Below are 15,715 nucleotides of genomic sequence, written 5' to 3' on the forward strand. Positions count from 1 at the left end.
GGCAATACATAACATGAATACTTTCATCGTTGTTTTAGTAATGATTACATTTTTGGCAGCAATCTTCACTGCAGGTTATAATGACAAGCCCGGTTCAACAAAATAGAAAAGCGGAAGCGCCTTGGTCAGCCCCGACAGGCAAATGTTCTTCAGCAAGAAAAGTCGCTCTTTGACTTTTATTGCTGAAGGTTATTTGACCCGAGGGGCTAGGCGCTGGAGCTGGACAATTCTCGAAGTTCGAAGATTATCTTTCTTAAAATGTATAAAAAGGCTGCCATGTAAGGCAGCCTTTTACCGTATATCTAATTTATTTTTTTGAATAAACTCCTTCATATACATCCTACTTTGTTTTTCCAGCATAGTGCCCATCTGCTCAGTCCAGCGATCCTTTCTTTTCCCGCCGGTCCTTTGTTCATAATAGTCTGAGATAAGTTCGTCGTACTCCCTAAGCTGTTTCAAATATACCTCCATATCTTGTTCGTATTCATTTTCATGATAAACATGTTCAAAAGGTAATCTTGGCTTTCGGTCTGTCATTTTGGTAGGATACCCCACGGCAAGTCCAAACAAAGGAATGACACGGTCTGGTATTTTTAAAAGCTTTTTCACCTCTTCTAAGTTGTTTCGGATCCCTCCAATATAACAAATGCCTAATCCAAGAGATTCAGCCGCAATAGCAGCGTTTTGAGCCGCTAGGGAAGCATCTATCAGCCCCACCATAAATTTTTCTGTGCTTTCTATTGATGGGTTGACTTCTTTTTGTTCTTCTTTCCCTATGATGCTATGACGATAAAGATCTGCACAAAAAACAAAAAAATGGCCATTTTTTTCAACATATTCCTGATTGCCTGCTAATTCGGCCAACTTTTTCTTTTTCTCTTGATCCTTCACACCAATAATGGAATAGGCTTGAATATAGCTTGACGTAGAAGCCGCCTGCGCACTCAATACAATGGTCTTAATCTGCTCTTCTGTTAAAGGCTTGTCCTCAAAATGCCGTATAGAGCGATGGTTTAGAATGGTCGTGATGATTTCATTCATGGTAAGGTCCCTTCCTTTTACAAAAAGAGACCCAAGAATCTGGGCCTCCTTCACTTAATCTAGATTTGGATAGTTTTGCTGACGAAGTGCTTCATAAATAAGGATAGCTGCAGTATTAGAAAGATTTAACGAACGAATATTTTTGGTCATCGGGATCCTTAGGCTTACCTCTTTATTATTATCAATGACGTCCTTCGGTAAACCGGTTGTTTCCTTTCCGAAAATAAAATAATATTCCTTTTCTAGGTTACTGTAATCGAAACTGCTATGAGGCTTTTGCCCAAATTTCGTTAAGTAAAAGAATTCACCGCCAGCATTTTTTTCGTAAAATTCTTCTAAGGAATCATAATACGTGATATTTACATGCTCCCAATAATCCAGACCTGCTCTTTTCAACATCTTATCATCAGTTGAAAAACCTAACGGACGGATTAGATGTAAATGGGTATTAGTACCTGCACAAGTCCTTGCGATGTTTCCTGTATTAGAAGGTATTTGTGGTTGATATAGTACTACGTGTATAGCCAAAAACCTCACCCCAGTTGAAAAAACTACAAAAGCAATTATACCACTCTCATTCCTTCTTTTAAACAATCACACACCAAGAAAAGGCAGACATAGAAGTAGAATAGTGTGGACTTATGAATCGGTAATGCTAAAGAACTTATATTTAATATTTGGGGTATATGCTGAGGAATCCTCATATGCCCAATAGCGCTTACGACTATTATAGGTATGGGCATTTACTAAAGGCATTCCATTGGCATCTTTTCCGGTTACGATGGTGTTGTGATTGTAACGGCCATCTCCCTCAAAATCATAGCAAATAACGTCTCCCAGTAATAATTGATCCGGACTGCTGACTTCCCTAGCCCTTAAACCCGCCTTTGAATTCCCTAAGTATACCCTAAGTGAATTAGCTACAGCCCAGCTATAGCTCCAATTGCTACTTTGCAGCCACCAACCAGTCCCGCGATTGGGATATCCTCTCATGGGGGCTCCTCCTGTATGAAGGCATTGTGAAATAAAGTTAGTACAATCTACTTCGAATTTCTTGTACGCAGGGTTGTAGCTATTCCACCAGCGCTCCGCATATTGTACTGCCTTCAAGCGATCGTATTGATAGCTTAACCTTTCATCTGGTTCATCAGTCACTGCTTCTATTGTCCCTTGGTGAGAGTATACATCTTCCTTTGGAATTCTTTCTTCGTCCATGACTAAAGCACCTTTGTAGAACTTCGCCAATCTTTCTTCCATCTCTTCTTCCAAGTAGAGGATTCCTTTTTGCTTAATTAAGTATTGATAATGCGCAAGGTATTTTACCGTTTGAAATTCCTCTTCCGGAACTTCCTCAATAATTTTGCCTGTGGCTTTCACCTTTACAATTTCTGCCGACCTTTTGGCTAATGCTGCCTGTTTTTTCTCAGCTTTCGGAAAAAATACTCTATGGCTTCTTTTATCGGTAACAAATTGATCCACTCTTTTTTCAAACAGGTCCTGAAGCAATTCAAACATTATTTCTTCACCCCTTTCTTTCATACATATGAAGGAAAGTTGGATTTAATATAAAAAAGAGCGAAACCATTTGGTTCGCCCTTCACTTATTGAATTTGAGTTAAACTTTTGTCAATTTCTAGTTGAACTTCGCTCTCTGTTTCTTTCTCTTTTGCCCTTAAAAGAGCAGCGCGAGCGGATTCACCACCTATTTTCCCAAGCGCCCATGCAGCCGTTCCCCTCGATACCGGACTTGCTTCCTTTTCTAATACTTCGATTAAGTCAGGAATAGCTGTATCATCTTTAAAATGAGCAAGGGCAATTATGGCATTTCGTTGAATTGGCTTTTTTCCTCTCCAAGATCCAGCCACCGAACCAAATTGGTTTTTAAACTCGCGGTTACTCAATTTTAAAATCGGCTTTAATAACGGCTTGGCTACTTCTGGATTAGGATTCATTTCTTCGTGGAAATGATAGTTTTTCCCTTTGTTCACTGGGCATGCGGTTTGGCAGGAATCACATCCATAAATGCGGTTTCCAATCTTGTCGCGAAATTCATCTGGAATTAGCTCTTTTGTTTGTGTTAAAAAAGAAATGCAGTGCTGTGCATTAATCTGTCCCCCTTGGACTAATGCACCCGTAGGACAAGCATCTAGACACCTCGTACAAGTACCACACTGGTCCTCAATAGGTGTATCCGGTTCAAATGGTATACTTGTAATCATTTCCCCTAAATAGACATAAGATCCAAACTCTGGAGTAATTATGGCACAGTTCTTCCCACTCCATCCGATTCCAGCTCGCTCGGCAACGGCCCTGTCAGAAAGCTCGCCCGTATCGACCATTGATTTTAACCTTGCCTCTGGGACCTTTGTTAAAATAAACTCTTCAAGTTTCTTTAGTCTGTCACGTAAAACATGGTGATAATCGAGTCCCCAAGAAGCCCTGCTGAAGAATCCTCTTCGTTCACCCTTCTTTCCTGCTACACGTTCATTCATTTTTGATGGATAGGCAAGGGCAATCGCAATAATGGAACGTGGTTCCTCCATTAAAAGAGCAGGTGTCACGCGTTTCTCTATATCTGGCTCTTCAAAACCCGAATGATAGCCTAGTTCTTGTTGTCTAATTAATCTATTTTTCAATTCACTGAATACGTCTGCGGTTGTAAAACCGATCTTATCAATCCCAATTTCCTTGCTGTAAGCAATTAGGTCTTTTTTTAATTGTTTGACATCCAAATGGGTTCCTCCTTCCCCCAAAGTTTCTTTATATTAGTTGTGGTCCGATTGTTTAAATTATTGGTTGCACTTCTATTTATGATAAACTATTTTAAATGAAATTTGGAGGTGGAATCGTTGGAAATTCAACTCTCACAAGAAATAAAGAAACAAATTCCTGACTTTAAACTAGGTGTTATCCAATATAAAAATATAATGGTCGGAGATTCACCTCAAATGTTAAGAGGCAGGCTCCAGCTATTCCAGGAGTCTATTTATTTTGATTTAGAAAATACACCTGTTACAGAGCTACCTGGGGTTAAGGAATGGAGGACGCTTTTTAAAAAGAATGGTAAGGACCCGAACCGATACCGGCCATCTGTCGAAGCTTTATACAGAAGGATACAGAAACAGAATTATCTTTCGTCTGTACAAAGTGCAATCGATATTAATAATTTTTTCTCTCTACAATACCAAGTACCTATCGGTATTTACGACCAAGAATGTTTGAATGGTCCCGTTAGTATTCGCTTTGGGGACGAAGAAGAGGAATACGTGGGCTTAAATGGGCGTTTAAATTCTTTGGCGCATCTTATTGTATCAGCCGATGAGAACGGCCCATTTGGAAGTCCTTTTGTGGATTCTGATAGAGCCCCTGTTTCGGTAGAAACAAAACATGCTCTTCAACTTATCTATTTAAGACCATCCACTGATCATCATAACGCAGAGAAGCTAACAGAATCTTTAATGAATATGTTTGTTCAACTACATGGCGGGGAAGCATCCTACCACATTCTTACATGATGCCAGTCAGGCATCTTTTTTTCTGTAAAAAGAAAAAAACGCAATGCATCGTTCTCTTTGTAACGATACACTGCGTTAGTTAATATGTATGGAGCGGGTGATGGGAATCGAACCCACTACATCAGCTTGGAAGGCTGAGGTTTTACCAGTAAACTACACCCGCATATATTTTGTGACAACTTATTGTACGAATTGAACGAGTTGACCCTTACAATAATACACACTTTTTTTGGACTCGTCAAGAGGATAACGCAAATTTTGTCGAATAACATCAAAAAACATATGACTGATTTATTCCCATTTTAAATGACATCATTAAAAAAATTTGCTACTCTATATTAAAATCTTTAACTACTATTCTAGTGAGGTGAGCTTTATTCGAAGGAAACCGATCATTCTCTCTACAATCTTATTCATAGCTATAGTGATTGGTTCCGCTGTTACGATTTATTTCAAGTCTTACCAAGCTGCCTCAAATGAATTGCCTGTTCAGCAGCTAGTACAAGCGAATGTAAACGAAGCGGATATTGGGGAATACATTAAAATTAATCATAATTATTGGAATGAAGAGTTATGCTGGGGAAGAAGTAAAGATTTTAATTTTTCTCTTTTTCATAACAAATATAAAGACTACATAGAGAACTTGAATAAAATGATTGAATCGGTTGTTGATCCAGATTTAAAATCGGATTTTATGGTAACTCATGATTTATTGGAACAGGCAGATGAAACAAAGGATGTTTCTTATTTGATTGATGTACATCGGATGTTTCATGATTTAGATGTTAAATATAACAAATACGCAACAAGTGATTATTTCGGCGTAACCAAATATGGAGAAAACAATTAACGGGCAATGCTCGTTTTTTATTTTATATGGTTACTTTATTCTTGCTTGTGGGCAATTTTGTACTACTACCTGTTGAAGGGCTTTGGCGTGTTTACGTAACGTTTTCCCTGTTTGTTACTGATATTGGTAACGTTGATCGTTTCTACGTTACCATTTTCTTTATCAATCATTGGGGGCACGTAGACAGTCAAGTCCATTTAATTGTGTAAAAGTGTCTACAATGGTTTCTACTAATAAAAAAATTAAGTAAGGTGAATTACATTTTGAGTTTACATTGTGAGGCTGGCATAATTTCCTAGAGGTGGAAGGCAAGCAAGGTGTTTTTGTTTCTCCATCAGGCAGTTCGGCTCGTAGAACCCTTCTATGCGACCGTAACCCTTCTCTATCAAGCAATTTGGGCTCATAGAACCCTTCTATGCGACCGTAATCCTTCTCCATCAAGCAATTCGGGCTCATAGTGCCTGTCTATGCGACCGTAACCCCTTCTCTTTCATGCTATTCGGTTTCATAGAGCCGCCTATGCGACCGTAACCCTTCTCCATCAGGCATTTCGGGCTCATAGAACCCTTCTATGCGACCGTAACCCCTCCTCTTTCATGCAATTCGGGTTCATAGAGCCTGCCTATGCGACCGTAACCCTTCTCCATCAGGCAATTCGGGTTCATAGTGCCTGTCTATGCGACCGTAACCCTTCTCCATCAGGCAATTTGGGCTCATAGAACAGTCAAGTCCATTTAATTGTGTAAAAGTGTCAACAATGATTCCGATCAATAAAAAAATTAGTAAGGTGAACTATATTATTTCGAATTTACATTGAGAGGCGGGCATGATAGCCTAGGAGGGCAAGCCAGGTGTTGTTAAACTCCTGGCTTCCTGGCGTTACATCATGCCCGCTGGAGGCTCGATGTCAATTCGAAATTAGGCTTTTCCACTCCACTTGAGTAGAGAGTTATTTTTCATTTGTTTTCTTGAGGTAAGGAACATTATTTTTGTTCCAATCTTTTTCAATATCCATTAATACGGATCCAATTATTCGGATAGCGGAAAAATCATTTGTAAAAATACGTATGACTTTTTCTCTTCTCCGTACTTCTTGGTTTAAGCGCTCTAGCATATTCGTTGTGCGTAAGTGCTTATGATACTGGACCGGCTGTGAATGAAATTGGATTGCATCTTCAAAGCCATTTTCTAATGTTTCAATTACTTTTGCGAATCCCTTGGTATCTTGATACTTCTCTACAAAGCGATTTTTCAAGTCTCTTACCACACTTAAATCTGAGTTTTGAAAGAGGTCTTTTAATTCCTGACGAGCCTCAGCAGTACCTTTTTTCGGCATAGTATCCATGATATTTCTTAAAAAATGAACACTACACCTCTGCCATGAAGTTCCTAAAAATGATTCTTTAATGGAGGTAACTAAGCCACCATGAGCATCAGAAATCACCATTTTAGGGGATTGAAGACCTCTGGACTTTAAGTATTCGAAGAAGGAAGTCCAGCTATCAGTGGATTCGGTGTGATTGACTTTGAGGCCAATGATCTCTCTATGACCGCTTTCACTAACTCCAACCGCAATATGAACACTTTTAGAAACTACTCTATCGTTCTCACGAACTTTAATGTACATAGCATCCACGTACACATATGGATAATAATGAACGTTAAGTGGACGGTTTCTCCAGTCGTTGATGATGGGGTCTACGGTCTTCATTAGATTGGAAACAAGTGATTTGGACACACTCTTCCCGCATAATTCCTCTACAATTTTTGTGATTTTACGTGTAGAAACACCATTTACAACCATTTCAATCATAGAAAGAATTAGAGCTTGATCGCAGCGTTTAAATTTTTCAAAGATAGAAGTAGAAAATTCACCGTCTCTGGTACGAGGAACTTTTAGTTTGAGAGAACCTACACCAGTAATGAGTTCACGCTCATAGTAACCATTTCGATAGCCCCTCCGATCTTCGGTTCTTTCATGAGAAAGAGCATTAATATATTCATCTCTTTCTTTTTCCATTAAAGAATTTAAAATGAGTGATAAAGAAGCCTTAACTGGTGATTCTAATGAGCTGCTTTCAACTTTTTCTTTGAGATCTTCTAAGTTTATAGTAATATTGATTTGGGTCATCATCATGTCCTCCGTTTATGGTTTTCTTGGTCGAAAACATTGTAACACGGGTCATGATGATGACCTATTTTCTTTTTACACAATTATATGGACTTAATCCATAGAACCCTTCTATTCGACCGTAACCCTTCTCTTTCATGCAATTCGGGTTCATAGAGCCTGCCTATGCGACCGTAACCCTTCTCTATCAAGCAATTTGGGCTCATAGAACCCTTCTATCCTTCTCCATCAAGCAATTCGGGCTCATAGTGCCTGTCTATGCGACCGTACCCCTTCTCCATCAGGCAATTCAGGCTCATAGATCCCTTCTATGCGACCGTACCCCTTCTCCATCAGGCAATTCGGGCTCGTAGACAGCTTTTCATTACCCTTTTCTCTGTTTATCACTCATTTGTGGCACATAGATCTTTTCTACCTTACCCTGTTTATCATTTGCCGCATATAGACCCTATGCTGCTTCGTTGAATATCATTTACAAAAACAAAAAAAACACTTCTTATAATGAAATAAGAAGTGTTTTTTCATGATACCGGTGGTCGGGGTCGAACCGACACTCCAGAGGAACACGATTTTGAGTCGTGCGCGTCTGCCAATTCCGCCACACCGGCATATTAAAATGTTGTTGTAAATCAGTGCCGAGGACCGGAATCGAACCGGTACGGTAGTCACCTACCGCAGGATTTTAAGTCCTGTGCGTCTGCCAGTTCCGCCACCCCGGCGTATATAAAAAGTAGAATATGCACTGTATAAATTTTATGGAGGCGGCAACCGGATTCGAACCGGTGGTAAAGGTTTTGCAGACCTCTGCCTTACCACTTGGCTATGCCGCCGTAAATTATGGAGCGGAAGACGGGATTCGAACCCGCGACCCCCACCTTGGCAAGGTGGTGTTCTACCACTGAACTACTTCCGCAAAATGGCTGGGCTAGCTGGATTTGAACCAACGCATGTCGCAGTCAAAGTGCGATGCCTTACCGCTTGGCTATAGCCCAATGCTCAAATAAGTTAAAATATTATGGGGCGACTGATGGGAATCGAACCCACGAATGCCTGAACCACAATCAGGTGCGTTAACCACTTCGCCACAATCGCCACAATATATAATTGGCAGGGGTAGTAGGAATCGAACCCACACCAAAGGTTTTGGAGACCTTCGTTCTACCTTTAAACTATACCCCTAGATATGGTGGAGGGGGACGGATTCGAACCGCCGAACCCGGAGGGAGCGGATTTACAGTCCGCCGCGTTTAGCCACTTCGCTACCCCTCCACATATAAAGTGTTTCATAGAAATAAATGGTGGCTCAGGACGGAATCGAACCGCCGACACAAGGATTTTCAGTCCTTTGCTCTACCGACTGAGCTACTGAGCCAACATTTTATGGCGGTCTGGACGGGACTCGAACCCGCGACCTCCTGCGTGACAGGCAGGCATTCTAACCAACTGAACTACCAGACCATATTGCGGGGACAGGATTTGAACCTGCGACCTTCGGGTTATGAGCCCGACGAGCTACCAGACTGCTCCACCCCGCGACAATAAAAAATATTTATGTTGTTCATGCCCATAGTTTGTATGGACTGTATCAATCTCAATTAGCATATTCAAGGAGCAACTCTATTGATACAACTAACAGATTATTAATGGTGGAGGATGACGGGATCGAACCGCCGACCCTCTGCTTGTAAGGCAGATGCTCTCCCAGCTGAGCTAATCCTCCATAAATGGTGACCCCTACGGGATTCGAACCCGTGTTACCGCCGTGAAAGGGCGGTGTCTTAACCGCTTGACCAAGGGGCCATATCTTAAAATTTAATGGCGGAGAGCAAGGGATTTGAACCCTTGAGACAGGGTTACCCGCCTACACGATTTCCAATCGTGCTCCTTCGGCCACTCGGACAGCTCTCCAAAATAATGGCTCCGCAGGTAGGACTCGAACCTACGACCGATCGGTTAACAGCCGATAGCTCTACCACTGAGCTACTGCGGAATATTTTAAAACAGCCTGGCAACGTCCTACTCTCACAGGGACTTTCGTCCCAACTACCATCGGCGCTGAGAAGCTTAACTTCCGTGTTCGGTATGGGAACGGGTGTGACCTTCTCGCCATTATTACCAGACCATTTATTCGACACTATTTTATTATAATGTCTTTTTCATATTTTGCAAGAGGAAATTTTTTTTTTTCATTCCCTCAAAACTAGATAATGCAGAAGAAGTGTTTGTAAAAAACGAGTTCGCTTAAAACTTGGTTAAGTCCTCGAACGATTAGTATCAGTCAGCTCCACATGTTACCACGCTTCCACCTCTGACCTATCAACCTGATCATCTTTCAGGGTTCTTACTAGCTTGACGCTATGGGAAATCTCATCTTGAGGGGGGCTTCATGCTTAGATGCTTTCAGCACTTATCCCGTCCGCACATAGCTACCCAGCGATGCCTTTGGCAAGACAACTGGTACACCAGCGGTGCGTCCATCCCGGTCCTCTCGTACTAAGGACAGCTCCTCTCAAATTTCCTGCGCCCACGACGGATAGGGACCGAACTGTCTCACGACGTTCTGAACCCAGCTCGCGTACCGCTTTAATGGGCGAACAGCCCAACCCTTGGGACCGACTACAGCCCCAGGATGCGATGAGCCGACATCGAGGTGCCAAACCTCCCCGTCGATGTGGACTCTTGGGGGAGATAAGCCTGTTATCCCCGGGGTAGCTTTTATCCGTTGAGCGATGGCCCTTCCATGCGGAACCACCGGATCACTAAGCCCGACTTTCGTCCCTGCTCGACTTGTAGGTCTCGCAGTCAAGCTCCCTTGTGCCTTTACACTCTACGAATGATTTCCAACCATTCTGAGGGAACCTTTGGGCGCCTCCGTTACTCTTTAGGAGGCGACCGCCCCAGTCAAACTGCCCACCTGACACTGTCTCCCACCCCGATAAGGGGTGCGGGTTAGAATTTCAATACAGCCAGGGTAGTATCCCACCGACGCCTCCACCGAAGCTAGCGCTCCGGTTTCTATGGCTCCTACCTATCCTGTACAAGCTGTACCAAAATTCAATATCAGGCTACAGTAAAGCTCCACGGGGTCTTTCCGTCCTGTCGCGGGTAACCTGCATCTTCACAGGTACTATAATTTCACCGAGTCTCTCGTTGAGACAGTGCCCAGATCGTTACGCCTTTCGTGCGGGTCGGAACTTACCCGACAAGGAATTTCGCTACCTTAGGACCGTTATAGTTACGGCCGCCGTTTACTGGGGCTTCGATTCAGAGCTTCGCTTGCGCTAACCCCTCCTCTTAACCTTCCAGCACCGGGCAGGCGTCAGCCCCTATACTTCGCCTTGCGGCTTCGCAGAGACCTGTGTTTTTGCTAAACAGTCGCCTGGGCCTATTCACTGCGGCTCTTCGAGGCTATTCACCTCAAAAAGCACCCCTTCTCCCGAAGTTACGGGGTCATTTTGCCGAGTTCCTTAACGAGAGTTCTCTCGCTCACCTTAGGATTCTCTCCTCGCCTACCTGTGTCGGTTTGCGGTACGGGCACCTTTTATCTCGCTAGAGGCTTTTCTTGGCAGTGTGGAATCAGGAACTTCGGTACTAAATTTCCCTCGCTATCACAGCTCAGCCTTCACGGAAAGCGGATTTTCCTACTTTCCAGCCTAACTGCTTAGACGCGCATATCCAACAGCGCGCTTACCCTATCCTCCTGCGTCCCCCCATCACTCAAACGATAAAGAGGTGGTACAGGAATATCAACCTGTTGTCCATCGCCTACGCCTTTCGGCCTCGGCTTAGGTCCCGACTAACCCTGAGCGGACGAGCCTTCCTCAGGAAACCTTAGGCATACGGTGGATGAGATTCTCACTCATCTTTCGCTACTCATACCGGCATTCTCACTTCTAAGCGCTCCACCAGTCCTTACGGTCTAGCTTCAACGCCCTTAGAACGCTCTCCTACCACTGACATCTAAGATGTCAATCCACAGCTTCGGTGTTACGTTTAGCCCCGGTACATTTTCGGCGCAGAGTCACTCGACCAGTGAGCTATTACGCACTCTTTAAATGGTGGCTGCTTCTAAGCCAACATCCTGGTTGTCTAAGCAACTCCACATCCTTTTCCACTTAACGTAAACTTTGGGACCTTAGCTGGTGGTCTGGGCTGTTTCCCTTTTGACTACGGATCTTATCACTCGCAGTCTGACTCCCACGGATAAGTCTTTGGCATTCGGAGTTTGTCTGAATTCGGTAACCCGATGAGGGCCCCTAGTCCAAACAGTGCTCTACCTCCAAGACTCTAACTACGTGAGGCTAGCCCTAAAGCTATTTCGGAGAGAACCAGCTATCTCCAAGTTCGATTGGAATTTCTCCGCTACCCACACCTCATCCCCGCACTTTTCAACGTGCGTGGGTTCGGGCCTCCATCCAGTGTTACCTGGACTTCACCCTGGACATGGGTAGATCACCTGGTTTCGGGTCTACGACCACATACTCATTCGCCCTATTCAGACTCGCTTTCGCTGCGGCTCCGTCTCTTCAACTTAACCTTGCATGGGATCGTAACTCGCCGGTTCATTCTACAAAAGGCACGCTATCACCCATTAACGGGCTCTAACTACTTGTAGGCACACGGTTTCAGGAACTATTTCACTCCCCTTCCGGGGTGCTTTTCACCTTTCCCTCACGGTACTGGTTCACTATCGGTCACTAGGGAGTATTTAGCCTTGGGAGATGGTCCTCCCTGCTTCCGACCGGATTTCACGTGTCCGGCCGTACTCAGGATCCACTCAGGAGGGAACGAAGTTTCGACTACAGGGTTTTTACCTTCTCTGACGGGCCTTTCCAGGCCGCTTCATCTACCCCGTTCCTTTGTAACTCCATGTTGAGTGTCCTACAACCCCAAGAGGCAAGCCTCTTGGTTTGGGCTATGTCCCGTTTCGCTCGCCGCTACTCAGGGAATCGCGTTTGCTTTCTCTTCCTCCGGGTACTTAGATGTTTCAGTTCCCCGGGTATGCCTTCAATACCCTATGTATTCAGGTAAAGATACTGTTCCATTACGAACAGTGGGTTCCCCCATTCGGAAATCTCCGGATCAAAGCTTACTTACAGCTCCCCGAAGCATATCGGTGTTAGTCCCGTCCTTCATCGGCTCCTAGTGCCAAGGCATTCACCGTGCGCCCTTTCTAACTTAACCTAAAAGGTTTGTTTCTCTAAATTAATAGAGAGAAAACTAAAATGGCGATTACTCGATGTTTTACTTGACTTCTTCATTACGATTATCTAGTTTTCAAAGAACGATGTTTTGAGAGAAAATTGCACTCTCAAAACTAAACAAACAAGAAACAATCAAACAAACATGTTTTGTCTGGCTCATATGTCCAGCTTATATCCTTAGAAAGGAGGTGATCCAGCCGCACCTTCCGATACGGCTACCTTGTTACGACTTCACCCCAATCATCTGTCCCACCTTAGGCGGCTGGCTCCTTACGGTTACCCCACCGACTTCGGGTGTTACAAACTCTCGTGGTGTGACGGGCGGTGTGTACAAGGCCCGGGAACGTATTCACCGCGGCATGCTGATCCGCGATTACTAGCGATTCCGGCTTCATGTAGGCGAGTTGCAGCCTACAATCCGAACTGAGAATGGTTTTATGGGATTGGCTAAACCTCGCGGTCTTGCAGCCCTTTGTACCATCCATTGTAGCACGTGTGTAGCCCAGGTCATAAGGGGCATGATGATTTGACGTCATCCCCACCTTCCTCCGGTTTGTCACCGGCAGTCACCTTAGAGTGCCCAACTGAATGCTGGCAACTAAGATCAAGGGTTGCGCTCGTTGCGGGACTTAACCCAACATCTCACGACACGAGCTGACGACAACCATGCACCACCTGTCACTCTGTCCCCCGAAGGGGAAAGTCCTATCTCTAGGAGTGTCAGAGGATGTCAAGACCTGGTAAGGTTCTTCGCGTTGCTTCGAATTAAACCACATGCTCCACCGCTTGTGCGGGCCCCCGTCAATTCCTTTGAGTTTCAGCCTTGCGGCCGTACTCCCCAGGCGGAGTGCTTAATGCGTTAGCTGCAGCACTAAGGGGCGGAAACCCCCTAACACTTAGCACTCATCGTTTACGGCGTGGACTACCAGGGTATCTAATCCTGTTTGCTCCCCACGCTTTCGCGCCTCAGCGTCAGTTACAGACCAGAAAGCCGCCTTCGCCACTGGTGTTCCTCCACATCTCTACGCATTTCACCGCTACACGTGGAATTCCGCTTTCCTCTTCTGCACTCAAGTCCCCCAGTTTCCAATGACCCTCCACGGTTGAGCCGTGGGCTTTCACATCAGACTTAAAGGACCGCCTGCGCGCGCTTTACGCCCAATAATTCCGGACAACGCTTGCCACCTACGTATTACCGCGGCTGCTGGCACGTAGTTAGCCGTGGCTTTCTGGTTAGGTACCGTCAAGGTACCGGCAGTTACTCCGGTACTTGTTCTTCCCTAACAACAGAGCTTTACGACCCGAAGGCCTTCATCGCTCACGCGGCGTTGCTCCATCAGACTTTCGTCCATTGTGGAAGATTCCCTACTGCTGCCTCCCGTAGGAGTCTGGGCCGTGTCTCAGTCCCAGTGTGGCCGATCACCCTCTCAGGTCGGCTACGCATCGTCGCCTTGGTGAGCCGTTACCTCACCAACTAGCTAATGCGCCGCGGGCCCATCTGTAAGTGACAGCCGAAACCGTCTTTCAGCTTTTCCTCATGAGAGAAAAAGGATTATCCGGTATTAGCTCCGGTTTCCCGAAGTTATCCCAGTCTTACAGGCAGGTTGCCCACGTGTTACTCACCCGTCCGCCGCTAACCACCGAAGTGGTTCGCTCGACTTGCATGTATTAGGCACGCCGCCAGCGTTCGTCCTGAGCCAGGATCAAACTCTCCAAGAAAGTTGATTAGCTCATTTTGTTACGTTGGCTTAGCTTCACTAAGAAGCTAAATATTATTGTTTGTTGACGTTTTTGTTTGTTTAGTTTTCAAAGAACAATCTTCGATATCGCTCGTAAGCGACTTTATTAATATAACATAAAGTTATTTACGATGTCAACATCTTTTTAAAAGAAAAACCGTCACCGGCGAAAGCTTTAATTATTTGTTTCGCAGCGACGGTTATTAATATACCAAGTAATAAACAAAAGGTCAATAGGAATTAATGTTTTTTTACGATAATTTTTTCGCCACCTGATAACAACGGTGATAAACCCCATGACCCTTGGTTTCAATATTAACGATATCTATTAAATGTTTCTCAATCAGATACTCAAGTAAGACCACTAGATCCACAGAATAAGGAATTAATTCTTTCTCGTTCATTATCTCATTAAATAACCAGTGTTCCTTACCACTAAGAACCTCTAATAAATGAACACTACAAATCGAGGTTCTTGAATGAATCATAAATTCACTTGCCAAGAATAAAAGTTCTAATCGTTTCTCTAGTGTTTCTTCACTGTTAACTAGTTCTTCATATAATTTATATATTTCAGGTTCAATTTTTTTCACTTGATGCCACACTGTCAATTCTGGATGTAGACCATTTTCTATTACTGCTAACCTCGCTAGATGATGCAAGGAGTGAACCACATGATTATACGCATCCAAAAACTGTTTACTTTCAAATAGCGCTTTTCCATCTACGTAGCGACGAATCAACTTGGTAAACTCTAAGCCCATTTTAATTTTCCGTCCATTAAAAGGGAACTCTCGCAGTTCTGTCTTTAAATTGGCTACATATTCATTACGATCAAAGAGAATTTTTGCATCATGGAGCCATTCGAATATCTTCCGATTGGTACCTAGTAAGAGCCATTCCTGCAGTTGCTCTTCTGCAATGATGTGCATCGCAGCCTTTTTATTGTCATAGGTATAATGCTTAATAAACACAGGCCGTTCTGCTTCTTTGACAACCACTAGTAATATGACATCAAAGGAATCAGTAATATGACTTAACTTTTGTTTTTTTTCAATCAATAAAACTCCAAGGGTATTTGATTGGCTCGCCCTTTCTTGATAAATAGGCCGAAGGATGTCTTCCATTCATCATTCCTCCAATTTTTTCGGGTATATATAGGTTCGACAGTGAAAACGGATTTCCTTCTTTCTCCAAAGACAAATTTCGACATTCTTCTGCGTAACCTTTTTTCT

General features: G+C 43.8%; 8 protein-coding genes, 16 tRNA genes and 3 rRNA genes. 2 read left to right on the forward strand and 25 right to left on the reverse strand.

What is annotated here, in order from left to right; genetic code table 11:
• Positions 1–291 precede the first annotated feature (291 nt).
• From nfsA to queG, 4 genes are all read right to left on the reverse strand, one after another.
• Entirely contained in the window at positions 292–1,041 is a 750-nt protein-coding gene (gene nfsA, locus AA0X95_RS24055) for an oxygen-insensitive NADPH nitroreductase (protein WP_413302502.1), read from the reverse strand.
• 54 nt (positions 1,042–1,095) lie between these two features.
• Positions 1,096–1,569, reverse strand: coding sequence for a tRNA (uridine(34)/cytosine(34)/5-carboxymethylaminomethyluridine(34)-2'-O)-methyltransferase TrmL (trmL, locus tag AA0X95_RS24060; protein WP_413302504.1), 474 nt, complete (start codon positions 1,567–1,569; stop codon positions 1,096–1,098).
• A gap of 111 nt (positions 1,570–1,680) precedes the next feature.
• Entirely contained in the window at positions 1,681–2,556 is an 876-nt protein-coding gene (locus AA0X95_RS24065; RefSeq protein ID WP_413302506.1) for an amidase domain-containing protein, read from the reverse strand.
• Positions 2,557–2,642: 86 nt separating this feature from the next.
• Entirely contained in the window at positions 2,643–3,773 is a 1,131-nt protein-coding gene (gene queG, locus AA0X95_RS24070) for a tRNA epoxyqueuosine(34) reductase QueG (protein WP_413302509.1), read from the reverse strand.
• A 117-nt stretch (positions 3,774–3,890) separates the two neighbouring features.
• Between queG and AA0X95_RS24075 the strand changes: the two genes are divergently transcribed.
• On the forward strand, positions 3,891–4,556 hold the full coding sequence (locus tag AA0X95_RS24075) for a B3/4 domain-containing protein (protein ID WP_413302512.1): 666 nt from the start codon (positions 3,891–3,893) through the stop codon (positions 4,554–4,556).
• A gap of 89 nt (positions 4,557–4,645) precedes the next feature.
• Here AA0X95_RS24075 and AA0X95_RS24080 read toward each other — a convergent pair.
• Positions 4,646–4,719 (reverse strand) — tRNA-Gly (locus AA0X95_RS24080).
• A 204-nt stretch (positions 4,720–4,923) separates the two neighbouring features.
• Here AA0X95_RS24080 and AA0X95_RS24085 point away from each other — a divergent pair.
• Positions 4,924–5,406 carry a hypothetical protein gene (locus AA0X95_RS24085; RefSeq protein ID WP_413302514.1) on the forward strand — a complete coding sequence of 161 codons (483 nt, stop codon included), beginning with the start codon at positions 4,924–4,926 and terminating at the stop codon, positions 5,404–5,406.
• 949 nt (positions 5,407–6,355) lie between these two features.
• On the opposite strand, the gene AA0X95_RS24090 is transcribed toward AA0X95_RS24085, so the two are convergent.
• From AA0X95_RS24090 to AA0X95_RS24185, 20 genes are all read right to left on the reverse strand, one after another.
• Positions 6,356–7,537: an IS256 family transposase gene (locus tag AA0X95_RS24090; protein WP_413309800.1), complete on the reverse strand. Its 1,182-nt coding sequence runs from the start codon at positions 7,535–7,537 to the stop codon at positions 6,356–6,358.
• A gap of 527 nt (positions 7,538–8,064) precedes the next feature.
• Positions 8,065–8,145, reverse strand: a tRNA-Leu gene (locus tag AA0X95_RS24095).
• A gap of 25 nt (positions 8,146–8,170) precedes the next feature.
• Positions 8,171–8,256: transfer RNA gene (locus AA0X95_RS24100), tRNA-Leu, on the reverse strand.
• 37 nt (positions 8,257–8,293) lie between these two features.
• A tRNA-Cys gene (locus AA0X95_RS24105) sits at positions 8,294–8,367 on the reverse strand.
• A gap of 8 nt (positions 8,368–8,375) precedes the next feature.
• A tRNA-Gly gene (locus tag AA0X95_RS24110) sits at positions 8,376–8,450 on the reverse strand.
• 4 nt (positions 8,451–8,454) lie between these two features.
• A tRNA-Gln gene (locus tag AA0X95_RS24115) sits at positions 8,455–8,529 on the reverse strand.
• 24 nt (positions 8,530–8,553) lie between these two features.
• A tRNA-His gene (locus AA0X95_RS24120) sits at positions 8,554–8,629 on the reverse strand.
• 13 nt (positions 8,630–8,642) lie between these two features.
• Positions 8,643–8,716 (reverse strand) — tRNA-Trp (locus AA0X95_RS24125).
• Between the two features lie 5 nt (positions 8,717–8,721).
• A tRNA-Tyr gene (locus tag AA0X95_RS24130) sits at positions 8,722–8,806 on the reverse strand.
• Between the two features lie 27 nt (positions 8,807–8,833).
• Positions 8,834–8,909: transfer RNA gene (locus AA0X95_RS24135), tRNA-Phe, on the reverse strand.
• A 9-nt stretch (positions 8,910–8,918) separates the two neighbouring features.
• Positions 8,919–8,995 (reverse strand) — tRNA-Asp (locus tag AA0X95_RS24140).
• A 3-nt stretch (positions 8,996–8,998) separates the two neighbouring features.
• Positions 8,999–9,072 (reverse strand) — tRNA-Met (locus tag AA0X95_RS24145).
• A gap of 109 nt (positions 9,073–9,181) precedes the next feature.
• A tRNA-Val gene (locus tag AA0X95_RS24150) sits at positions 9,182–9,257 on the reverse strand.
• Positions 9,258–9,262: 5 nt separating this feature from the next.
• Positions 9,263–9,337: transfer RNA gene (locus tag AA0X95_RS24155), tRNA-Glu, on the reverse strand.
• 16 nt (positions 9,338–9,353) lie between these two features.
• A tRNA-Ser gene (locus AA0X95_RS24160) sits at positions 9,354–9,445 on the reverse strand.
• Between the two features lie 7 nt (positions 9,446–9,452).
• Positions 9,453–9,527: transfer RNA gene (locus tag AA0X95_RS24165), tRNA-Asn, on the reverse strand.
• A 13-nt stretch (positions 9,528–9,540) separates the two neighbouring features.
• A 5S ribosomal RNA gene (gene rrf / locus AA0X95_RS24170) occupies positions 9,541–9,657 on the reverse strand.
• 128 nt (positions 9,658–9,785) lie between these two features.
• Positions 9,786–12,721 (reverse strand): 23S ribosomal RNA (locus tag AA0X95_RS24175).
• Between the two features lie 201 nt (positions 12,722–12,922).
• A 16S ribosomal RNA gene (locus tag AA0X95_RS24180) occupies positions 12,923–14,460 on the reverse strand.
• The 16S, 23S and 5S rRNA genes sit together here with 15 tRNA genes alongside, the layout of an rRNA operon.
• Positions 14,461–14,731: 271 nt before the next feature.
• Positions 14,732–15,607, reverse strand: coding sequence for a nucleotidyltransferase-like protein (locus AA0X95_RS24185; protein ID WP_413302517.1), 876 nt, complete (start codon positions 15,605–15,607; stop codon positions 14,732–14,734).
• Positions 15,608–15,715 lie beyond the last annotated feature (108 nt).

The sequence above is a fragment of the Neobacillus phoenicis genome (genome assembly GCF_047302305.1).
In the GTDB taxonomy this organism is placed as follows: domain Bacteria; phylum Bacillota; class Bacilli; order Bacillales; family Cytobacillaceae; genus Neobacillus.